20 protein-coding genes and 1 tRNA gene are annotated in these 20,668 nt (G+C 67.4%); 8 read left to right on the top strand and 13 right to left on the bottom strand.

The features are described 5' to 3' along the window. Positions 1-7: 7 nt before the first annotated feature. Positions 8-760 (bottom strand): type I methionyl aminopeptidase, encoded by a 753-nt coding sequence (gene map, locus BW981_RS02495; RefSeq protein WP_076435913.1) that lies wholly within the window; start codon positions 758-760, stop codon positions 8-10. A gap of 138 nt (positions 761-898) precedes the next feature. Between map and BW981_RS02490 the strand changes: the two genes are divergently transcribed. Further along, positions 899-1,768, top strand: coding sequence for an NAD(P)-dependent oxidoreductase (locus BW981_RS02490; protein WP_076435911.1), 870 nt, complete (start codon positions 899-901; stop codon positions 1,766-1,768). Positions 1,769-1,865: 97 nt separating this feature from the next. Here BW981_RS02490 and BW981_RS02485 read toward each other — a convergent pair whose 3' ends face one another. Together BW981_RS02485 and solA are read right to left on the bottom strand one after the other, a co-directional pair. Further along, entirely contained in the window at positions 1,866-2,759 is an 894-nt protein-coding gene (locus BW981_RS02485) for a DMT family transporter (RefSeq protein ID WP_076435909.1), read from the bottom strand. Between the two features lie 11 nt (positions 2,760-2,770). Beyond that, positions 2,771-3,919, bottom strand: coding sequence for an N-methyl-L-tryptophan oxidase (gene solA, locus BW981_RS02480; protein WP_244560192.1), 1,149 nt, complete (start codon positions 3,917-3,919; stop codon positions 2,771-2,773). Positions 3,920-4,101: 182 nt separating this feature from the next. Between solA and BW981_RS22925 the strand changes: the two genes are divergently transcribed. After that, entirely contained in the window at positions 4,102-5,841 is a 1,740-nt protein-coding gene (locus tag BW981_RS22925) for a methyl-accepting chemotaxis protein (protein WP_175624024.1), read from the top strand. A 33-nt stretch (positions 5,842-5,874) separates the two neighbouring features. Here BW981_RS22925 and BW981_RS02470 read toward each other — a convergent pair whose 3' ends face one another. From BW981_RS02470 to moaA, 4 genes are all read right to left on the bottom strand, one after another. Then, entirely contained in the window at positions 5,875-6,639 is a 765-nt protein-coding gene (locus BW981_RS02470; RefSeq protein ID WP_076435904.1) for a hypothetical protein, read from the bottom strand. A 10-nt stretch (positions 6,640-6,649) separates the two neighbouring features. Further along, positions 6,650-8,113: a hypothetical protein gene (locus tag BW981_RS02465; protein WP_076435903.1), complete on the bottom strand. Its 1,464-nt coding sequence runs from the start codon at positions 8,111-8,113 to the stop codon at positions 6,650-6,652. Continuing rightward, positions 8,103-8,702 (bottom strand): hypothetical protein, encoded by a 600-nt coding sequence (locus BW981_RS02460; protein ID WP_139333584.1) that lies wholly within the window; start codon positions 8,700-8,702, stop codon positions 8,103-8,105. The genes BW981_RS02465 and BW981_RS02460 overlap by 11 nt, the downstream gene beginning before the upstream one ends. Positions 8,703-8,774: 72 nt before the next feature. After that, the gene (gene moaA / locus BW981_RS02455; protein WP_076436744.1) at positions 8,775-9,788 is read right to left on the bottom strand and encodes a GTP 3',8-cyclase MoaA; all 1,014 of its coding nucleotides are present in this window, start codon (positions 9,786-9,788) and stop codon (positions 8,775-8,777) included. A 151-nt stretch (positions 9,789-9,939) separates the two neighbouring features. Here moaA and BW981_RS02450 point away from each other — a divergent pair, with 151 nt between their 5' ends. Further along, the gene (locus BW981_RS02450) at positions 9,940-10,302 is read left to right on the top strand and encodes a gamma-butyrobetaine hydroxylase family protein (RefSeq protein ID WP_175624043.1); all 363 of its coding nucleotides are present in this window, start codon (positions 9,940-9,942) and stop codon (positions 10,300-10,302) included. Positions 10,303-10,525: 223 nt separating this feature from the next. Beyond that, complete coding sequence (locus BW981_RS02445) at positions 10,526-11,395, top strand: hypothetical protein (RefSeq protein ID WP_076435899.1); 870 nt, start codon at positions 10,526-10,528, stop codon at positions 11,393-11,395. An 84-nt stretch (positions 11,396-11,479) separates the two neighbouring features. On the opposite strand, the gene BW981_RS02440 is transcribed toward BW981_RS02445, so the two are convergent. After that, entirely contained in the window at positions 11,480-12,058 is a 579-nt protein-coding gene (locus tag BW981_RS02440; protein WP_076435897.1) for a L,D-transpeptidase, read from the bottom strand. Positions 12,059-12,239: 181 nt separating this feature from the next. Next, positions 12,240-13,172: a lytic transglycosylase domain-containing protein gene (locus BW981_RS02435; protein ID WP_076435896.1), complete on the bottom strand. Its 933-nt coding sequence runs from the start codon at positions 13,170-13,172 to the stop codon at positions 12,240-12,242. Positions 13,173-13,308: 136 nt separating this feature from the next. On the opposite strand from BW981_RS02435, the gene BW981_RS02430 reads away from it, so the two are divergent. Further along, positions 13,309-14,364, top strand: a complete 1,056-nt coding sequence (locus BW981_RS02430; RefSeq protein ID WP_244560191.1) for a hypothetical protein — start codon at positions 13,309-13,311, stop codon at positions 14,362-14,364. A 328-nt stretch (positions 14,365-14,692) separates the two neighbouring features. Here BW981_RS02430 and BW981_RS02425 read toward each other — a convergent pair. Further along, a tRNA-Val gene (locus BW981_RS02425) sits at positions 14,693-14,767 on the bottom strand. Positions 14,768-14,819: 52 nt separating this feature from the next. After that, positions 14,820-15,509, bottom strand: a complete 690-nt coding sequence (locus tag BW981_RS02420; RefSeq protein WP_076435895.1) for an HAD family hydrolase — start codon at positions 15,507-15,509, stop codon at positions 14,820-14,822. Positions 15,510-15,736: 227 nt separating this feature from the next. On the opposite strand from BW981_RS02420, the gene BW981_RS02415 reads away from it, so the two are divergent. The 3 genes from BW981_RS02415 to BW981_RS02405 all read left to right on the top strand — a co-directional run bounded on the left by BW981_RS02415 (position 15,737) and on the right by BW981_RS02405 (position 17,492). Next, on the top strand, positions 15,737-16,081 hold the full coding sequence (locus BW981_RS02415) for a hypothetical protein (protein WP_083712168.1): 345 nt from the start codon (positions 15,737-15,739) through the stop codon (positions 16,079-16,081). Positions 16,082-16,188: 107 nt separating this feature from the next. Continuing rightward, positions 16,189-16,890, top strand: a complete 702-nt coding sequence (gene rpiA / locus BW981_RS02410) for a ribose-5-phosphate isomerase RpiA (protein WP_076435894.1) — start codon at positions 16,189-16,191, stop codon at positions 16,888-16,890. Positions 16,891-16,994: 104 nt separating this feature from the next. Beyond that, positions 16,995-17,492, top strand: coding sequence for a DUF2059 domain-containing protein (locus tag BW981_RS02405; protein WP_076435893.1), 498 nt, complete (start codon positions 16,995-16,997; stop codon positions 17,490-17,492). A gap of 154 nt (positions 17,493-17,646) precedes the next feature. Here the strand turns inward: BW981_RS02405 and BW981_RS02400 are convergent, their stop codons facing one another. Beyond that, positions 17,647-19,065, bottom strand: a complete 1,419-nt coding sequence (locus BW981_RS02400; protein ID WP_076435891.1) for an APC family permease — start codon at positions 19,063-19,065, stop codon at positions 17,647-17,649. A gap of 90 nt (positions 19,066-19,155) precedes the next feature. Then, the gene (locus tag BW981_RS02395) at positions 19,156-20,655 is read right to left on the bottom strand and encodes a tripartite tricarboxylate transporter permease (protein ID WP_076435889.1); all 1,500 of its coding nucleotides are present in this window, start codon (positions 20,653-20,655) and stop codon (positions 19,156-19,158) included. Between the last annotated feature and the right edge of the window lie 13 nt (positions 20,656-20,668).

Genomic DNA, 20,668 nt, shown 5'->3' with positions numbered 1-20,668 from the left:
GCGTGCTTCAGCCCGGCAGGGTGAGCACCAACGGGCCACGGGCCGTCGCCACGAGGGTGTGCTCGTACTGGACGGTCGGCGCCCGCGGTTCGCTGTAGAGTGTCCAGGGGTCGTCATCCCCCTGTTCGGCCCAGTCGGCTCCCAGAGACAGGAAGGGCTCGACCGTGAAGACGAGGCCGTTCGTGATGCGGCGGCGCTCGCGCTTGTCCGGCCAGGTCGCGATTTCGGTCGGCTCCTCGTGGAGCGCACGGCCGATCCCGTGGCTGGCAAGGTTGCGCACCAGCGTGTAGCCGTTCTTCTGCGCGAAGCGGCCGACCGCGTCGCCGATGCCGGCGAGCGGCTTGCCGATGCCGACCTGCCCGATGCCGGCCCAGAGCGCACGCTTTCCGTCCCGGCAGAGCCGCTCCAGCTTGGGCTTCGCCGGCGGCACGAGGAAGGACGCGCCAGTGTCGGAATAGAAGCCGTTCTTCTCGGCCGAGACATCGATATTGACGAGGTCGCCCGCCAGGATCCGCCGCGGGCCGGGAATGCCGTGCGCGACCTCCTCGTTGATGCTGATGCAGGTCGCACCAGGGAAGTCGTAGCAGAGCTCGGGAGCCGAACGCGCTCCTGCTCTCTCGAGATGGGCTCGCCCGATCGCGTCGAGCTCGGCCGTCGTCATGCCAGGCTCCAGCGCCTTGCCCATCATCGCGAGAGCCTGGGCCACGATGCGGCCGATCTCCTGCAGTGCCTGCAGTTCGTCGTCATTGGATACGGTCATGTCCGGCAGCTAAGGCCCCGGACCGGGTGCCGCAACCCGAAAAGCCACATGGGGGATGGGCGCGGAGCCATCTTTCCGCTGCACGGATCGCACGCTAAAGCGGGGACGAGCAGCACAGATAGAAGCGGGGAACACCACATGGCCAAAGTCGCGTTCATCGGTCTCGGCGTCATGGGGTTCCCGATGGCTGGGCATCTCAAGGCCAAGGGCGGGCATGAGGTGACCGTCTACAACCGCAACCCGACGAAGGCCCAGGCCTGGGTCTCGCAGCATGGCGGCCTCTCGGCCGCGACGCCGGCCGATGCCGCCCGCGGCCAGGACTTCGTCTTTGCCTGCGTTGGCAATGACGACGATCTGCGCGCGGTCACCATCGGTGAGAACGGCGCCTTTGCAGGCATGGAGAAGGGCTCGGTCTTCGTCGACCACACCACTGCCTCGGCCGACGTCGCGCGCGAACTGGCCGCCGCGGCCAAGCAGGGCGGCTTCGGCTTCATCGATGCACCGGTCTCGGGCGGCCAGGCCGGAGCCGAGAATGGCGTGCTCACCGTGATGTGCGGCGGCGAGGCGGAGGTCTACGCTCGCGCCGAGCCGGTCATCGCCGCCTTCGCCCGCATGTGCCGTCTGATGGGCCCTGCCGGTTCCGGCCAGCTTACCAAGATGGTCAACCAGATCTGCATCGCCGGTCTTGTCCAGGCGCTGTCCGAGGGCGTCCACTTCGCCAAGCGCGCCGGGCTCGATGTCGAGGCCATGCTGGAGGTCATCTCGAAGGGCGCCGCCGGCTCCTGGCAGATGGAGAACCGCGGCAAGACCATGAACCAGAACAAGTTCGACTTCGGCTTCGCGGTCGACTGGATGCGCAAGGACCTCGGCATCGTCCTCGATGAGGCGCGCCGCAACGGCGCACAGCTCCCCGTCACTGCCCTGGTCGACCAGTTCTACGCGGACGTGCAGAAGATGGGCGGGCGCCGCTGGGACACCTCCAGCCTGATCGCGCGCCTGGAGGATTGAGGACCTCCATCATCGGATCGGAAAGCGATCCGAGATCGAGCTATCGTTGCCGCATCGACTTTTCCGAAAGCCGCATTCCATTTTTCGCGTCGGTGCTTCATTCCGGCGCGGGCTTGAGGGCGGAATCCGGCCTCACCCGCTGCCGGTGCATCGTATAGAGGCCGCTGCCGACGATCAGCGCCATGCCGGCGAAGGCGATCGCATCCGGCAGGTCGCCCCAGACGAGATAGCCGATCAGTGCCGCGAAGACGATCACCGAATAGCGGTATTGCGAGACGACGCCGACATCGGTGCGCCGGAACGCGCTGATGATGCAGAAGGTCCCGGCGGTGACGAGCACGGAGGCGAACAGCACATAGACCGTCTCCAGCCGCCCGATGGGCTGCCAGACCTCCGTCAGGCCGAAGCCCGCGCCGATCAGGCCGACCATGACGGTGGTCGTCAGTGCCACCACGGTGGAGGGCACCTGAGGACCGATCATGCGCGTGGCGAGGTCGCGCCCGGCGGTGAAAACGGTGCTGATCAGGGCCACGATGGCGCCGATGCCGAAGCTCTCCGCGCCCGGCCGCACGACGATCAGCACGCCGGCGAAGCCGACCAGCAGCGCGAGCGTACGGCGCCAGCCGACGCTTTCCACGCGGAACAGCACAGCCAGTACGACGATCATCAAGGGCGAAGCCATGTTGATGGCGGTGATCGTTGCCAGCGGCAGGAGCCCGAGCGACCAGCCGAAGAGCAGGGCGCTCATCGCTTCCAGGAGCCCTCTCAGCAGGACGCGCGGCTGCGTTGCCATTCCGATCCGGTCCTGCTCGCCGACGGCGAAGATCAGCGCCACGCCGATCAAGACGGCGAAGGCTGCCCGGAGCAGCAGCGCCTGGCCGGGGGGATAGATCTCCCGCGCCAGCTTCATGAAGGTGTCGTTGCAGACGAACAGCGTCATCGCCGCGAGCATGAAGAGAATGCCGCGGCGGTTGTCGGCAGCGCTGGCCAAGGCGTCGCTCCTCAGGCGTTCGAGGCGTCGAGGCGCGACAACGAGAAGGGCGCGAGGTCGAAGGGAGACCGGCCAACGGTGGAAATATCCGCCAGAATCTCCCCGATCGCGCTCGCGAACTTGAAGCCGTGGCCCGAGCATGCGGAGGCGAAGACCGCCTGTGGCACGCCGGGGACGCTATCGATGATGAAGTCCTCGTCCGGCGTCACCGTATAGACGCAGCCCTTCAGCGTCAGTGGGTCGCCGGCCGCTTCCGGCAGGTAGCGCGCCAGGCACTCACGGATCAGCCTGACCTGCAGGTCGCTCGGCGTCCGGTCGGATTCGCGCGGGTCCATCGGCTCGCGGCCGAAATGCGGGCCGCCTAGCTTGAAACCGGGATGCTCATAGAGCGGAAAGCCGTAGAAGCTGCCCTCCTCGACATGCAGGATGAAGACGGGGAAGGCGCCTTCGCGGAACAGCTCCGGCCGGCGCGTGGTGAACCAGCCGATCGCCTGCTTCACCGTGCTGACATTGCGCGCGAGCGCCGGCACCGCATCCGCGATCCATCCGCCGGAGGTGATGACGAGCCGGCCGGCCGAATAGGTCCCGCGCTCCGTGCGCACCATGACGCCGCCCTGAGCGGTGGGCGTCCAGTCCAGCAGCGGCTCGTTGGTGCGAATCTCGGCGCCATGCGCCTGGGCGAGCCCGACATGCGCGTAGATCGCCTTTTCCGAGGCGACGAAGCCACCATCCGGCTGCCACAGCCCGAGATGGTCTTCCGGGAGCTGGAAACCGGGAAAGCGACGCATGATCTCGTCCCGCTCGAGCACCTCGTGCACCAGGCCATGGTCGAGGCAGGACTGCAGCGAGGCTTCGACCGGCCCTCCGCCGCGCGGCGCCAGATCGAGCGAGCCGGTCACATGGAGCAGTTTCATGCCGGCCTGCTGGCCCGTCTCGCGCCAGAGTTCATGGGCGCGTCGGACGATCGGGACGTAATGCGAGCCCTCGAAATAGGCGAGGCGGATGATGCGGCTGAGGCCGTGCGAGGAGCCCATGGCGTGGCCGAGATCGAAGCGCTCCAGCCCCAGCACTTTCAGCCCGCGCCGGGCCAGATGCCAGCAGGCGGCCGAGCCCATCGCGCCCACGCCCGCGACGATGACGTCATAGCTGTGCTGGGTCACGGGATCGCTCCGAAGCGGGTAAACCGAAGGCATACAAGTCCGGCCCGGCCCGGTCCACCGCCCCCGCCGCAGGCCTGTTCCGCACGCTGCGGGAAGCTTTTGTTAAGGGCGGCGGCTTCATAAGCTCGATTGGTGACGCTGGGGGAGTCCGTGGTTCCATGCAGGGCATGATTCGCCGCTTGTTGAGCGGTCGAAACAGCTTCGGCGCGATGGAGCCTGCTCCGCCCGCCGCCATCGATTCGCAGCCCGGCATTGCGCAGGCGCCTGCGCCGGACATGTCGGCTGCGGAGGCGATCGACGATATCGAGCGCGAGATCGTCTGCTCGATGCAGAAGCTTCTTGCGGAACTGTCCGAGGCCGGTTGCATTGCAGCCGATTTCGAGGGCGGCTCGCGCAGCATCCTCGCCAGCGCCGGCAGCATGCGGACCGCGATCGGAGCCGCCAGCGAAAATGCTTCCTCGCTGGCCGCCGTCAGCCAGCAGGTCTCGCAATCGGCCGAGGAAGTCGACGGAGCGCTTTTCGACGTTCGCGCGAAGCTGGATTCGGCGGTCTCCCGCGCAGGCGAGGCCGCTGTCGTGCTCGACGGCCTCGGTGACGCCACGCGGGAGATACGCGGTATCGTCGATTCGATCGCCGAGATCGCTCGCCAGACCAATCTGCTCGCGCTGAACGCGGCGATCGAGGCTGCGCGCGCGGGCGAGGCCGGCCGCGGTTTCGGTGTGGTGGCCCATGAAGTGAAATCGCTCTCCGTCGAGGTGAGCGAGGCTGCCGACAACATCCGCCGCCGCGTCGACAGGTTGACCCAGGCGGCCCAGGGCTCCACGCAGATCGTCAACGACGCGCTGGCGATCGTGCGCGAGGTCAACCCGATCATGGGCGTCATCGGCAACGCGTCGCAGAAGCAGGCTGCGACGACGGCGGAGCTCTCGCGCAATGTGCGCGAGGCCGCTCGTTTCGTCGACGGCGTCGCCCAGCGCGCCGGAGAGATCGACCGCATCGCGCAACTTACCATGACCGGCAGCGAGCGGGTCCGCCGCGCGACCGCGAAGGGCGAGCGCGTGGCGGGGAGCATGTTGCGGCGCTTCAAGCCCGCGTTGCGCCATACCGCCTTCGCCGATCGGCGCCGCTTCGATCGCTTTCCGCTGAAGCGGCATGCGCGCCTGAAGCTTGCGGGCTGTGAGCTGACCGGTGAGGTCATCGATCTCGGCCGCGGCGGGGCGCTCCTGTCGAATGCGCCGGAGGCCCGGCGTTGGGCAGGCGCCCAGGGGACGGTGGAGATCGAAGGGCTGCCGCCTCTCGCCTGCCGCATGGCGGGGGCGAGCGAGAAGGGCCTGCATCTGGCGTTCGCGCCCGAGGAAACCCTGGGCAGCGACGCGCTCGCCCGAACGATCGAGGAGATCGAGCGCAGCTTCCGCCCGATGATCGACGGTGCCCAGGATTTCGCGCGTGAGATCGCCAGCGCGATGGAGGCAGCACTACAACGCGGCCTGGTGACCGAGGCCGAGCTGTTCGATACCGGTTACAAGCCTCTCAACGACGCCGAGCCCCGGCACTATGCGACGCCAAGTCTGCCGGCGCTGGAGATCGTCTTGCCACCGCTGCTGGAGCGGATGCGATCAGCCGACCCGCGAATTGCCTTTGCGATCGCGAGCGACCGCAATGCCTATGTCCCCGTCCATCATGCCGAGTTCTCCCAGCCCGCGCGGCCGGATGACCCGGTCTGGAGTGCGGTTCACGCCGCCAACCGCCGGCTTTACGACAGCAGGGTCGCGATCAGCGCCGGTCGCTCCGCGCGCCCGTTCCTGATCCAGTGCCTGGAGATCGACCTCGGCCGAGGCAGCGAGACGTTGAGCGAGGTCGCTGCGCCCATCCGCTTGCTGGGGCGGCACTGGGGAGCGGCGCGGACGGCCTATCGCCTCTGAGGAAGCCCATCCAGGGGCCGCCCCGCATCAGGCCTAGAGCCGGTCCCAGTTCACTGTCACGTTCATCTTCTGGAACGCCTGCTGCCAGAGCAAGGCTGCCTGCTCGAGGCGCTGCGGCTCATAGACGCCCTGCACCTGGTGCACGCCCAGCGCCCAGCTGCCGGCGCCCGAGCTTTGCCAGGTCTTCGCCAGAACCTGCCGCAGCTTCTCCTGGTCGCGCGCGCCGGGACCGTTGCCGAAGACGGTGAACTGGCTGGAGTTCTGCAGCATGTCCGAGACCAGGACCAGCTTGCGGTCGCCCTCCGCGACGCGGTTCTCGCGGCGGGAGACGACATCGCCGATCGCCTCGATGATCGGCGACTGGTTGCCCTTGGACGGCTGCGTCAGGGTCTTCAGTGCCTCGTCGAGCGGGCGCCCGAATTTCTCGACCCATTTCACATATTCCCGGCGCGGGTTGCCGATCAGTTCGCTCGCCGTGCGGCCGGGGTTGCAAAGCGAGATCAGCGCCGGAAAGCCCGGCTCGAACACGTCGTTGAAGACATAGATCGAGAGCATGCGATCCGCCGGCAGCTCGTCGCCGATCTGCTTGACCAGTGTCTTGAGCCTTCCGGCCTGGACCTCGCTCCAAGGGTCGGTCTTGTCGACGAGGACCAGCGTCTGCCCGATGGGGCCGGTCTTCGGGCACAGGGTCTCCTGGTCGCGCGGCGGGCCGCGCAACAGCGAGGGAGCGGCGAAGAACCCGACCAGCGCGACGCCGGCGAGGGCGGAGGCGACGATCGCCCAGTTTTCCGTCTTCATGGCAACCGACCTATCGCGGCATTGCGGCGAATTCTTCGGCGGCCTGCTTTTGGGCTGCCTCGTCGCGCTCGAAGGCTTCGCGGCCGGCCTGGGCCGCGCGAGCCTTGACCTGCTCGACTTCGCCGGCGAGGTCGATGCCGCGCAACAGCACCAGCCGGTCCCGCAGTGTCGCTTCGACCAGCGCCGGCATGGATCCGAGCTGCTGCTCAAAGTCGTCGATCTGACGTCGCGCCGCGACGTATTCGGCGAGCTCTCCCGGCTGGTCGATCTCAGCCAGGTTGAGGCTCTGCGAGAAATAGGCCGGTGGCAGATCGGTGCGGACCCGCAGATTGGCCTCGCGGTACTGCATCATCGCTGCGTCCTTTGCCGCGCGAAGCTGGCCGAGGCGAGAGGCGTAGAGATCGCGCGCCTTCTCCGCCTGCGCCTTCAGGCCCTGCAATTTGCCGAGTTCCTCGCGGCAGTCTTCCCGGAAGCCGTCGATCTGGGTCCGCAGCGCCTCGAGTTCGGGCAGCAGCTGGACATCCAGGCGCCGCCGCTCCTCTTCGACCGCGTCCCAGCGCTGGCGCCAGCGCTTATAGGCCGCTGCATGACCCGGATAGCTGCCGAAGGCCGAATAGCCCTTGGTGGCCGCGACGAAGGCGACGATGCAGCCGATGATCACGAGAGCGACCGATTTCAGGTCGTAGATCGCGAAGGGGCTCTCCATCAGGCGCGGCATGACCTGAACGGAGCGCGCATCCGGGTTGGCGATGAGCATCTCGCGGTAATGGCCGACGGCGAGGTTGAACAGCACGATCAGCGCGATCATCCCGGCATAGGCCGGCAGGGCCCAGAACAGGTGCGAGCTCTTCACATGCTGGCAGTAGCGTGCCGGCCCAACGCCCATGAAGAAGCCGAGCGCGATGTTCAGCGCCGAGATGATGACGGCAGTCGCGGCGCCGCCGACCAGCCCGAAATCGCTCGCTTCCGCGAAGAAATTGCCGTTGAGCAGGCTCTCGATCACCAGCGGCACGACCAGGAAGAACAGGATGAACTGCCATTTGTCGAGTTTCGGATCGGCCCGGCGCTTGTTCTCGTAGTTGAAGAAGCCGTACTCGCGCTTCGCGCGAAGCGCATCGTAGATGCGCTGCTCCAGCTCGCTGCCATGCCGGTTCAGCGCCGCGCGCATCGTCGCCTCGACCCCGCGCACCCGTCCCTCGAAGCGCTGCTGTGTGAACAGCTCCCGCCTCCCGGCGACCTCCGCCTGGAGCGCGTTCAACGCCGCCGCTGCCTCCTGCCGGATCGTAGCGTAGTGCTCGCGGGCCCGTGCGATCAGTGTCTGCTCAGTCTGGGAGAGCATTGTGGCGTGGGCCGGCGGCTGGTTCTCCACTGCATCGGCCGCACCGTGATGGCCGGCCTTCACCGCCTCGGCGAGGTGATGCGCGCTGACCGGCGGCGAGGCTTGGCTGCGTAGCGGCTCGCTCTCATTCGCCATGGGCAGCCCGGTTCAGGAAGTGGCGGGCATCGACGATGTCGGCCCAGAAATCACGAAAGCCCGGATAAGCAGGCCTGAGATAGGCCCGCTCGAACCAGATTGTCAGCGCAACCAGCGCGGCTGCGAGCGCGAGAGGCAGAATGAACGAGCCGAGCGAAGCCGCCTGCACTTGCGACAGCTGCCAGCCCGTCATGCCCAGAGCTATCGCGTTCACGAGCAGGAGGATGGCAAGCACCCGGTGGCGGCCGGTGTCGTAAGCGAGCTGCAGCGCCGCGGTGATCGCGATGATCGAGAAGGCGGCAATCAGTTCGAGAACGACAAGTCCGGCGACGGTAGCGGCCAGACCTGCACCGATGCCTGTGGGGGAGGCGGGTAGCAGGGCGGAATAGACGGAGCGGCCAGATGACCATCCGCCATAAAGGCAGAGCAGAAACAGAGCCGCCATGAGCAGCGCCGGAAGCGGCGTCTCGTGCCGCAGCCGCAGCGCCATCAGCACCAGCCTCGCGGCATGGGTCTGCAGAATGAAGCCATAGACTGCGCCGGCGCAGGCGACGAGCCAGCGCAGGGAGGTGTGGATGAGGATACGCAACCGGCCGGCCATGGCCGCGAGGGTTAACGCTTTCGAAAGGCCGGTCAAGGAGTCAGAGCAGCCGGTGCGGAGCTACCCCCCGGTCACGCTCATATGGCGGCCGACAGCCGGCCGCGAGTGGCGCCTGTCGATGACAAAGTCATGCCCCTTGGGCTTGCGGGCGATGGCCTCGTCCATCGCGCGGAAAAGGGCCGCATCATCCTTGGAGCCGCGCACGGCGGCGCGCAGATCAGCCGCATCCTCCTGACCGAGGCACATATAGAGCGTCCCGGTGCAGGTCAGCCGCACGCGGTTGCAGCTCTCGCAGAAATTATGGGTGAGCGGCGTGATGAACCCGACGAGCCCGCCTGTCTCCTTGACCCGGACATAACGCGCAGGGCCGCCGGTGCGATAGGGATCGTCGATCAGGGTGTACTTGTCCATCAGCCGTCCGCGCACGACGGAGAGCGGCAGGTACTGGTCGATGCGCCCGGCCTCGATCTCGCCCATCGGCATGACCTCGATCAGCGTCAGATCCATGCCGAGATCGTGTGACCACAGCATGAGCTGCTCGATTTCGTCGTCATTGACGCCCTTCAGCGCCACGGCGTTGATCTTGACCCGCATCCCGGCCTTGCGGGCGGCCGCGATGCCGTCCAGCACGACCTTGAGGTCGCCGCGCCGTGTGATCTCCCGGAACTTGTCCGGGTCGAGCGTATCGAGCGAGACATTGATCCGCCTCACCCCGTAATCGGCCAGCTCCCGGGCATATTTGGAGAGCAACGAGCCGTTCGTCGTCAGGGTCAGCTCTTCGAGCGCCCCCGAGGCGAGGTGGCGCGAGAGGGAGCGGAACAGCTGCATGATATCGCGCCGGACAAGCGGCTCGCCGCCAGTCAGCCTGAGCTTGCGCGTGCCGCGGGCGACGAAGGCGCTGGCGATGCGGTCGAGCTCCTCCAGCGTCAGCAGCTCCTTTCGCGGCAGGAACTGCATGGTCTCGGACATGCAGTAGACGCAGCGAAAATCGCACCGATCGGTCACTGAGATGCGCAAATAGGAAATCGCCCGGCCGAACGGATCGACCAGCGGCGCTCGCATCAGCGGCTTCATGTCGTCGAGCAGCACCCTGCCTCAACTCCGGTCATCGCGTCCGCTTCGCCCCGATGCGGAGGAACGCCTACATTGCTAAGAGCGAGACATTGGCATCGATGCGGGCAAGGTCAAGCGCATGGCCGCCCCGCGCGACGAGACGAAAGGCACGATCATGTCATCCTGGCCGACGGAACTGCGCCTCGCCAAGGACCGCCGCACGTTGCATGTCGTCTTCGACGATGGCGCGAGCTTCGCGCTGCCGGCCGAGCTGCTGCGTGTCGAGAGCCCCTCGGCGGAGGTGCAGGGGCATCACGCCAGCCAGAAGACGATCGTTCCCGGCAAGGCGGCGGTCGAAATCCTGAAGGTTGAGCCGGTAGGGCACTATGCCGTGAAGCTCACCTTCGACGACATGCACGACACTGGCCTCTACGCCTGGGATTACCTGCGCGAGCTGGGCGAGCAGCAGAGCGACAAGATGCGCGCCTATGAAGCGGCTCTTGCCGAGAAAGGCCTGTCGCGCGAGCGTCGATAGACGGCCGACCCCTCCCTCGGTCGTCCACTGCTGAGCCGGCGCGCTGCTCGGCCCTGACGCTTGCCGCTTCGCCAGGCGGAACTAAGCGGGCCCACGCCTGTTTGCCCTCTGCCGGGTGGCTGACCCTCAGGAGGGCTCTATGGACAGTATTATCTATCTCGTCGGACTCGTCGTCGTGATCCTCGCAATCCTTTCCTTTCTCGGTCTGCGCTAGGAGGCTCCGATGTCCATGACAGGTTCCGATGTTGTGGTGGCACCCGTCACCGTGAACAAGCCCAGCACTGGCTATGTCCAGTGGGGCGCTATTTTCGCCGGCGCGATCATCGCGACGGCGATCTCGACCATTTTCACCGTCTTCGGTTCTGCGCTGGGGCTGTCGATGGTCTCGGCCGATTTCAGCCGCAGCAGCAGCGGCACGGCGCTGGCCATCGCGCTCGGGCTGTGGACGCTGTGGGTCACCGTCTCGGCCAGCATGGCCGGTGGCTATGTCGCGGGACGCATGACCCAGCCGGTGCTGGACTCGACCGGCGACGAGCGCAAGGTGCGCGACGGTGCTCATGGCCTGGTCGTCTGGGCGACTGGCATGCTGATCATCGTCTTCCTCACCACCTCGTCGCTCTTCGGCGCGGCGAAGACGGCGGTGAACGGCGTGGCCTCGGCCGGTTCCGGCATGGCCTCCCTCGTCTCCTCGCAGGCAGATCCGATGGGTCTTGCGCTCGACAACGTCACCCGCGCCTCCGGTCAGGCTCCGGTCACGGCCGAAGAGCGCGACCAGGCCTCGCGGATATTCGTCAGCTCCCTGGCCAATGGCCGGCTCGAGCAGGGCGACCGCGACTATCTTGCCTCGCGCCTCGCCGCCCGCGCGAACATCAGCGAGCAGGATGCGCAGAAGCGCATCGACGACGCCTATGCCAAGCTGAACGAGGCCAAGGAAACCGCCAAGCAGGCCGCCGAGAAGGCCCGCAAGATCGCGATCCTGGCGGCTTTCCTCACCGCCGCCGGCCTGTTGGTCGCGGCCGTATCGGCCTGGTGGGCTGCGGGCATGGGTGGAGAGCATCGCGACGAGGCGATGCGCCGCGACCCCATCGTCTGACGCTCACAAGGCAGCACGCATCAAAAAAGGCCGGCGGTTCATCCGCCGGCCTTCTGCTTGTCTGACTGCAGGTTGCTGCGGCGTTCAGCGCGCGACAACGACCCGGGTGCCGACCTTGGCGCGATCGTAGAGGTCGACGACGTCCTCGTTGAGCATGCGGATGCAGCCCGACGAGACCGCCTGGCCGATCGTCTCCGGCTCGTTCGAGCCGTGGATGCGGTAGAGCGTCGAGCCGAGATACAGCGCACGGGCACCGAGCGGGTTGTCCGGGCCGCCGGCCATGTGGCGCGGCAGGTCGGGGCGGCGCTTCAGCATCTGGGACGGCGGGGTCCAGCTCGGCCATTCGGCCTTGCGGGTAATGGCATGCGAACCGGCCCAGTCGAAGCCCGGCCGGCCGACGCCGACGCCGTAGCGCACGGCCTTGCCTTCCGGCAGCACGAAATAGAGGCGGCGCTCATTGGTGTCGACGACGATCGTGCCGGGGCGATGCTTGGTCTGGTAGTCGACGATCTCGCGCGGGATGGTGGTCGCCTGGGCCTTGGACGGATCGACGATCTGAACCAGCGGCTGGCGGGTCAACGGATCGATCTCGGCGCGGGCTGCGGAGCCGAGCGCGAGCAGGCCAAGGCTGGCGAGCATGGCCAGACGAAGAGAGCGGGACATCGATGAACCTCGGACGGTCGGGGAAGGCGCTGGACATGAGGTTGACACTGAAAAGTCAACGTCTCCTCAACGTCCTGTCAGAGCGATCCGTTCCTCGCAATCGGGGGCTCATCACAACGCCGGGAGCGACCGAGCTTTGCCGTTCCACGTTGCGACTCTGCAACATCCGAGCGCTCGAAAATCAACTCCGCAGCACGATGCAGGCGCCCCGGTCGGACTGGATGCGCCGGCACAGCGACAGAGCCTCCGCGCGGCTCGCGGCCGGCAGGCGAACGCGATAGAAGGCCCGCGTCCCGCGGCTCCGAAAGCGGGTGCCGATCACCATTGGCTGCAACTCCCCGATAAGGCCTCTATGGCGGGCGGCGGCCCTGCCGAAGGCGGCCAGCGCGCGGGCCTTGGAGAAGTTTCCGGCGAGCTGCACGCCCCATGGCGCGAACGGGGCCTCGGCGACGACAGGCAGGGCAGGGCGGCTGCTGCGGATCGCGACGAGCGTCGGCCCGCAGGCCTCTTGCGGGTCGCGCGTCGCCGGGCGAAGCCGCCGCGAGCGTCCGTCGCCGTCCGCGCTGGCCTGCGCCTCCTCGGCCCAGTCCTCGGCGCTCGTGCCGGTGATCGACAGGACGTAGGTCTCCGTCTCGAAGGGCAGGAACCTGCTTTGCCCTGCCTTGCGCGCCGCCAGCCAGGCTGCAACCCGGTTCGGCCCGCCATTATAGGCCGCCGCCGCCAGGCCCCAATTGCCGAAACGGTCGCGCAGCTCGCCGAGGAACTGTGCCGCCTTCGGCACCGCCTGCTCGGGATCGAACGGGTCGGAGAGCCCGCGCTCCCGCGCCGTGCCGGGCATGAACTGCGCCACGCCCTGCGCACCGGCGGGGCTGGTGACGCCGGGGCGGAAGCTCGATTCCTGGAAGATCAGGCGCGTCAGGAAGGCCGGCGGCACGGAATGCGCGCGTCCCGCCCCGTCGATCAGCCGGCAGAGCGCGTCCTCGATGCCGGAGGAGGGCGTCGCCGACTCGCCTTCGGCCGGCGCCGCATGAGCCACGGGTCCGAGCAGGACCAGCAGGATCGCGCAGCCCGCAAGTGCGGAGGCTGCCAAGCGAAAAGGGTTCCGGAATGCCATGACGTCTGTTTCGCATGCAGGCCTCGCGGCAGCCAGTCGCCTCGGCCGGGGGCGGTTGGCGATTGTCGAGTTGGGCGCTGCCGTGCGAAGAGGCGGCGGGGCGACATCGCGAGTTGATCAGGGAGCCGCGGCCCGCATGGCCAGAAACTGGATTGCCTGGAGCCGCTGGTTCTGTCTCGCGCTCGCGCTGTTCGCCGGCCTCGTCTTCACCTTCATCGCCGGCCTCGACCCCTTCGGCCTGCGCGTCGGCGTGGGGCAGGCCCCGCGCCCCATCATGGATATCAACCAGCGCTTCATGTACCCGCAACTGGTGCGCTCGGGCGCCTTCGACGCGGCCGTCGTCGGCACCTCGACGATGCGCCTGGTCGACCCGCAGGCGCTCTCGCGCGATCTTGGTGCCCGCTTCGCCAACCTCGCCATGAACGCGGCGACGCCCTGGGAGCAGATGCAGACGGCCCGGCTGTTCCAGGCGCATGTCGCGGCGCCGCGCTGGCTGGTCTGGGGGCTGGACCAGACCTGGTGCGAGGCCGACGCGACCGACCCGGCCAAATGGCGCACCCCGCGCCCGGTGCCGGCTTGGTTCTCGCGGGACGTGCGCTGGTTCGACTGGCTGAAGCTCGTCAACCTGACCAATCTCGAAATCGCCGGGCGCCTGCTGGCCTATCGCTTCGGCCTGACGCGTGAGCGCATTCGCGGCGACGGCTACGAGGTCTTCACCCCGCCGGAAGCCAGCTACGATCTCTCTCGCGCGCGCAGCCACATCTACCAGGGCAGCGGCGGCAAGCCGGAAGACCTTTCGCCGCTGCCGCCGGCGCCCGTGCCGCTCTCGGAGAACGCGGGCTGGCGGTTTCCGGCCCTGGATTGGCTGGCCGATTCGCTGGCCGCCTATCCGCCCGCGACGCGGATCATGATCGTGCTGCCGCCCTCGCATGTCGCGGCCTTCCCGCGCACGAACAGTGCTGGATGGCAGCGTTACGCCGCCTGCAAGAGCCGCATCGCCGCCATCGCGCGGGCGCGAGGCGCCGCCCTGGTCGACTATGCCCATCCCTCGCCGCTGACCTCCGACGACACGCATTACTGGGATGCGCTGCATTTCCGCCTGCCTGTGGCGCAGCGTCTCGAGCAGGAGCTTGCCGCCATCGCAACGGGAGGCGCGCCGTTCGACGACGGCGCAGCGCGGCTGTCGCATTGAGGAAAGGCCCGCCGCTGTCCGCTGCGGGCAAGATTTGACGAAGATCAAGGCGGGCTGCCGCCGCCGGATCCAGAGTGATCTTGCAGCGGGCGGTTCCCCCGACCCGGTTGTGGCAAACTTACGGCCGGGCTTGGGCGAGCCTGGCCGTTTTTGTCTTTCGGAAGACGCTGAGGAGCGCAGCGGCATCAAGCCGTCTCTGCGTCGCGATGGCCGAATTGCACTTTCTTCCAACGTCTCGGCTTCGCCGTGATGCCGCAGCGGGCGCGGCGATCCCGAGGCCGCGTCATCGGCGCTGAGCCTGATGTCGGACGATCCGGATTGGGGGGAATGGTGGGCGATGCAGGGTTCGAACCTGCGACCCCTCCCGTGTGAAGGGAGTGCTCTACCGCTGAGCTAATCGCCCGGACGGCCTCTCCTAGTCGGCAGGCCCGGCGTCGTCAAGGACGTCGCGCTTCTCAGCAGGCGATGGCGGCCGGTGCCAGCGCACGGGCCACGGCATCCCGCAATTCGTCGAAGTGCTGGATTACGTAATCGGGTTTCAGCGTCTCGATCGGCACGTCAGTATAGCCGAACGGCACGCAGATCGACGGGATGCCGGCGGCGCGGGCCGTGAGGATATCGGTGCGCGAATCGCCGATCATCACCGCGCGCCTAGGATCCCCCTTGGCGGCTTCGATCGTCATCGTCAGGTGGCGAGGGTCCGGCTTGAAGAAGGCGAAGCTGTCGCGGCCCGCCACCGAGGCGAAGCGATCCGCTACCCCGAAATGCTCCAGGATCAGCCTTGTGTGCAGGATCGGCTTGTTGGTGCAGACGGCCAGCGCGTAGCCTTCCCCCGCCAGTCGTTCCATCGCTTCCGGCACGCCGTCGAAGAGATAGCTGCCGGAAGCGACGTCCTCGGCGTAGATCAGCAGGAAATCCTCGAACAGCCGGTCGAGCGTCGCCGCATCGAGGGGGCGGCCCGAGACGTTGAAGCCGCGTTCGATCAGCGCGCGGGCGCCCGCGCCGACCAGCTCGCGCGCCCGCTCCAGCGGCAGGGCTGCCAGTCCTTCGCGTACCAGGATGACGTTGAGCACACGCATGATGTCGGGAGCCGTCTCGGCCAGGGTGCCGTCGAGATCGAAGACGACAATCGGGGACAGGCTCATGCGCGCGGCTCCTTCACCCGCGATTCGCGCAGGTGATTCGAGTTAGAGGGCATCGTCGGGGCTTGGCAAGGTGACGCTTGGCAAGGTCGCACGCGCTGCGCCTGCGCGACCCCGGTCGGCCGATGATGCTATCCTGCCGGCGATTCGCCGTCACGGCGGCCGGGAACCTGACGATGCCGAAGATCGCCGCGCCATTCACCGATGTTGCCTTCCGCTTCGCGCGCCCCCTGTTCTGGTCGCTGCTGCCGCTGGCCGTTGCCGCCCCCGCGCTTGCCGGGGTCTTCGAGTTCGCACCCGCACCGCAGACCGACCTCAACCGCGTCTACCGGATCGACCGATCGACCGGCGAGGTCGGGGCCTGCCAGTTTCAGCTGAAGGAGGGCGGCGTCGGCGTCACCATCTGCTTCCCCTCCGGCGAGGGGGCAGGGCCGCAGCCGGCCGGCGAATACACCCTGATGCCGTCGCGGCACGAGCGCGAGGGCGGTATCTTCCGCGTCAACATGCGCACCGGCGAGATGAGCATCTGTTACGTCTTCGACGACAAGACGGTGTGCACGCCGCAGTCGAAATAGCTGCCTTGCCGCGCCGGCGGCTGGACTCGGGCCTTCCTGCGCGGCAGGAGAGCGCCGAAACTCACCGTTCCGGCCCGCGCGCCGGCCAAGACCGTCAGGGCCAGATCATGACTGCCGACGAACTGAAGAAGCAGGCGGCTGCCCGCGCGCTGGAGCTGGTGCGGCCCGGCATGCGGCTGGGCCTCGGCACAGGCTCGACGGCCAGGCATTTCGTCGACCTGCTGGGCGCGCGCGTCGCGGCCGGGCTCGATGTGATCTGCGTCGCGACCTCCGAGGCGACGCAGACCCAGGCGGAGGGCCTTGGCATCCCGATGTCGACCCTCGACCAGACGCCGGAACTCGATCTGACCGTCGATGGCGCCGACGAGCTCGATGCCCAGCTTCGCCTGATCAAGGGCGGCGGTGCGGCCCTGCTGCGGGAGAAGATCGTCGCGGCTGCGTCCGCCCGCATGGTGGTGATCGCCGACGACGGCAAGCTGGTCGGCCGCCTCGGCCGTTATCCTCTGCCGATCGAGGTGGTGCCCTTCGGCCTGGAGGCGACCCGGCGCGCCGTGGCGGCGGCCATCGCCGCCTCGGGTGCGGCCGGCGATCTCGTGCTGCGCCGCCGCGCCGACGGCTCGGTGTTGGCGACGGATGGGGACCATTTCATTCTCGACGCGCATCTCGGCGTGATCGAGCGGCCCGAATTGCTGGCGCAGGCACTGAATGCGGTGCCGGGCGTGGTCGAGCATGGCCTGTTCATCGGGCTCGCGACCGGCGCTGTCCTGGCAGGGGCCGACGGCGTCAGGCTGCTCGGCGATATCGAATGATTCCCTTCGGGCGCGATCCGGGCTAAGGATCGCGCCCGAAGGACGGTCGCGCGCGACGATGCGCCGTCCGCTCCATACGGCCACTGATGAAGGATGTCTGACGCATGATCCGCCGCTCGCTCGCCAGCGCATGTCTGGGCCTGTCGCTTCTCTGCGCCGCTCCCGCCTTCGCCCAGGCGCCGGCCCCGACGCCGACCCATCTGCAGGCGGCCCGCGAGATCATGGACCTCACCGGCGTCACCTCCAGCATCGAGGGCATCTACAAGCAGTTCGAGGACAACACGCAGCAGCTCCTGACGACCCGGCCCGAGGCCGTCAAGGACGCCAAGGCCGTGATCGAGGAACTGCGGCCCGAGGCTGCCAAGCGGTCGGACGAGATGATCCGCAACGCCGCGGAGATCTTCGCCAAGAAGCTCACCGAGGCCGATCTCAAGGAGGCAACGGTCTTCTTCAAGTCGCCGGTCGGCCAGCGCTATCTGAAGCTCCGCTCGGACGCGATGAACGAGGTCTTCGACCTGATGCAGCCCTGGAGCGTCCAGACCAGCAACTATCTGTTCGACCGCTTCTCGCAGGAAATGCGCAAGCGCGGCCACCAGCTCTGACCCTGCGCCGCCGGCGCACATCGTCGCAGGGGCAGGAGAGCTCGGTCATGGCAGCCGGCCTCCGCCGCCAGACCGGTCGTCAGACATCTCGATCATCGATCGAGGTCCGCAACTGCTGACCTCGCATCCTGCATCGCGGCCGACGCCACCTGGCTCAGTTCATCGGTCCGTGCTTGCCGAAATCCTCGGCATTCGGCTCGGTCGGCGTCACGCCGGATCGACGGTTGATCCAGACGGTCACGAACCAAAGCAGAATGCCGATACCGAGCAGGATGCCCGCGATCTGATATTGAACAGGGTCACGTCCGGTCCACGGGCCGGCGAAAAAGGCGCAGGCCAGCGCCCCGACCACAGGCAGGATGGTCGGCGTGCGGAAATGCCCATGCTCCACCTTGTCCTTGCGCAGCACCAGCACGGCGATGTTGACCACCGTAAAGACGCATAGCAGCAGCAGCGCGGTCGTGCCGCCCAGTGCCGGCACCTCGCCGACGAAGGTGATCAGCGCGAAGGCCAGCAAGGTGGTGAAGCCGATCGCGACATAGGGCGTGCGTCGGGTCTCATGGACTTTGCCGAGGAACGGCGGCAGGACGTGCTCGCGGCTCATGCCGTAGACCAGCCGGCTGGCCATCAGCATGTTGATCAGGGCGCTGTTGGCCACCGCGAACATGGTGATGAAGCCGAATATCCAGAGCGGAAAATTGGGTGCGCCGGCCTGCACGACCTTCAGCAGCGGCGTCTCGCCCTCGCCGAGCTGCTCCGGCGACACCAGCGTGATCGCGGAGATCGAGACCAGCACGTAGATCACGCCGGTGATGACGAGACCAGCGAGCAGGATCTTCGGAAAGATGCGGCTCGGATCCTTGGTTTCCTCGGCCATGTTGACCGAGTCCTCGAAGCCGACCATCGCGAAAAAGGCCAGCGTTGTCGCCGCGATCACTGGCCAGACCATGCCGCCTTCGGTTCCTGGCTTGAACTGCATTACCCGGTAAACGTCGCCCTGGCCGGCTCCGATGGCCCAGAAGCCGATGGTGATGATGATCAGCAGGCCGGTGAGTTCGACGCAGGTCAGCACGACATTGGCCTTCACGCTTTCGCCGACGCCGCGCAGATTGACCGCGGCCACGATCGCTATGAAGCCGAGCCCCAGCAAGGTGATGCCGATCCCCCCCGACAAGCCGAGCCCCAAGGCGCTCGACAGATTGGCCGCGAAGGCACGCGAAGCGGTGGAGGCCGAGGTGATGCCGGAGCACATCACGGCGAAGGCCACGATGAAGGTGACGAAGTGAATGCCGAAGGCTTTGTGCGTGTAGAGCGCGGCTCCGGCGGCTCTCGGATATTTCGTGACCAGTTCAAGGTAGCTGAACGCGGTCACCATCGCCACGAGGAAGGCGACCAGGAAGGGCAGCCAGACCATGCCGCCGACCTGTTTGGCGACCTGCCCGGTGAGCGCATAGATGCCGGTGCCGAGGATGTCGCCGACGATGAAGAGCAGCAGCAGCCAGGGTCCCATGACCCGCTTGAGCTCGGGCTGGTCCGTCGCGGCAGGAGCCGCTGAGAGCGTCGCGTCCGTCATGTCGTCGATCCCCCCGATCAGGGCTGCCGGTACAGCAGCCGGAGGATCAACACGATTCCGCCACGATTGTTTCGTGGCGCGCTCGCCGCTTCAGTCCTCGTTCGCCTTGAACTGGTTCAGCCCCTTCATCGCGAAAGGCGCGATCAGCGCCAGCGCCGCTATGCCGAGCAGCGTCGCCGAGATCGGGTTCTCCAGCAGGATCATCGGATCGCCGAGGCTGATCTGCAGCGCCCGCCTCAGCTGTGCCTCGGCCATGGGCCCGAGGATGAGCCCGACCACCATCGGGGCCACCGGATAGTCGTATCGGCGCATCAGATAGCCCATGAAGCCGAAGGCGAAGAGCATGGTGAGCTCGACCGGCGAGCCGTTGACCGCGAGCGTACCCATCGTCGCGAAGACGAGGATGCCGGCATAGAGCCAGGGCTGCGGGATCGCCAGCAGCCGGACCCAGAGCCCGACCAGGGGCAGGTTGAGGATGACCAGCATGACGTTGGCGATGAACAGCGACGCGATCAGGCCCCAGACCAGATCCGGCTTTTCGGCAAAGAGCAGCGGGCCGGGATTGAGGCCATATTGCTGGAAGCCGGCCAGCATGATCGCCGCCGTCGCCGAAGTCGGCAGGCCGAGCGTGAGCAGAGGCACCAGCGTGCCTGCGGCGGAGGCGTTGTTGGCCGCCTCCGGCCCCGCGACGCCCTCGATCGCACCCTTGCCGAACTCACCCGGATATTTGCAGAGCTTCTTCTCGGTCGAGTAGCTCAGGAAGGTCGGCACCTCCGCGCCGCCGGCCGGCAGCGCGCCGATCGGGAAGCCGAAGGCCGTGCCGCGCAGCCAGGGAGCCCAGGAGCGCTTCCAGTCCTCCTTCGTCATCCACAGCGACCCCTTGATCGGAATGATCTCTTCGGGATCGCGGAAACGCTTGGAGGCGACATAGAAGGCCTCGCCGACCGCGAAGAGACCGACCGCGAGCGTCGTCACCTCGATGCCGTTGAGCAGTTCCGGCACGCCGAAGGTCAGCCGTGCCTGGCCGGTGAGCTTGTCGATGCCGATCAGGCCGAGCGCGATGCCGAGAAACAGGCTGGTGAGGCCGCGCAGGGGCGAGTCGCCGAAGGTCGCCGAGACCGTGACGAAGGCGACGATCATCAGCGCGAAGTAGTCCCAGGGCCCGAACTTGACCGCAACCTCGACCAGCCAGGGTGCCAGGAAGGCGAGGCCGATCGTGGCGATCAGCCCGGCGACGAAGGAGCCGATGGCGGATGTCGCCAGGGCCGGCCCGCCGCGCCCGGCCTTGGCCATCTTCGAGCCTTCGAGCGCGGTGGCGAGCGAAGCGCTCTCACCCGGCGCGTTCAGCAGGATCGCGGTCGTCGAGCCGCCATACATGCCGCCGTAATAGATGCCCGCGAACATGATCAGCGATCCGGCTGGGTCGAGCTTGAAGGTCACGGGCAGCAGCAGCGCGACGGTCAGGGCAGGCCCGATGCCGGGCAGCACGCCGACGGCGGTGCCGAGGAAGACGCCGACCAGGCAGAAGAGAAGCTTCGACGGCTCGAAGGCGACGCTGAAGCCGTGGAGCAGGGAGAGGAGCGTATCCATGGTGCGGTCCGCC

This window comes from Allobosea sp. TND4EK4 (genome assembly GCF_900156025.1).
In the GTDB taxonomy this organism is placed as follows: domain Bacteria; phylum Pseudomonadota; class Alphaproteobacteria; order Rhizobiales; family Beijerinckiaceae; genus Allobosea.
The sequence above is the reverse complement of the archived record's forward strand: the minus strand, read 5'-3'. Positions and strand labels throughout refer to the sequence as shown.

Coding starts and splice junctions, on each gene's coding strand:
- rpiA (WP_076435894.1), top strand. CDS start 16,189: ATGACTGCCGACGAACTGAAGAAGCAGGCGGCTGCCCGCGCGCTGGAG.
- BW981_RS02420 (WP_076435895.1), bottom strand. CDS start 15,509: ATGAGCCTGTCCCCGATTGTCGTCTTCGATCTCGACGGCACCCTGGCC.
- map (WP_076435913.1), bottom strand. CDS start 760: ATGACCGTATCCAATGACGACGAACTGCAGGCACTGCAGGAGATCGGC.
- BW981_RS02435 (WP_076435896.1), bottom strand. CDS start 13,172: ATGGCATTCCGGAACCCTTTTCGCTTGGCAGCCTCCGCACTTGCGGGC.
- BW981_RS02400 (WP_076435891.1), bottom strand. CDS start 19,065: ATGACGGACGCGACGCTCTCAGCGGCTCCTGCCGCGACGGACCAGCCC.
- moaA (WP_076436744.1), bottom strand. CDS start 9,788: ATGAAGCCGCTGATGCGAGCGCCGCTGGTCGATCCGTTCGGCCGGGCG.
- BW981_RS02490 (WP_076435911.1), top strand. CDS start 899: ATGGCCAAAGTCGCGTTCATCGGTCTCGGCGTCATGGGGTTCCCGATG.
- BW981_RS02470 (WP_076435904.1), bottom strand. CDS start 6,639: ATGAAGACGGAAAACTGGGCGATCGTCGCCTCCGCCCTCGCCGGCGTC.
- BW981_RS02440 (WP_076435897.1), bottom strand. CDS start 12,058: ATGTCCCGCTCTCTTCGTCTGGCCATGCTCGCCAGCCTTGGCCTGCTC.
- BW981_RS02445 (WP_076435899.1), top strand. CDS start 10,526: ATGTCCATGACAGGTTCCGATGTTGTGGTGGCACCCGTCACCGTGAAC.
- BW981_RS02395 (WP_076435889.1), bottom strand. CDS start 20,655: ATGGATACGCTCCTCTCCCTGCTCCACGGCTTCAGCGTCGCCTTCGAG.
- BW981_RS02430 (WP_244560191.1), top strand. CDS start 13,309: ATGGCCAGAAACTGGATTGCCTGGAGCCGCTGGTTCTGTCTCGCGCTC.
- BW981_RS02465 (WP_076435903.1), bottom strand. CDS start 8,113: ATGGCGAATGAGAGCGAGCCGCTACGCAGCCAAGCCTCGCCGCCGGTC.
- BW981_RS02405 (WP_076435893.1), top strand. CDS start 16,995: ATGATCCGCCGCTCGCTCGCCAGCGCATGTCTGGGCCTGTCGCTTCTC.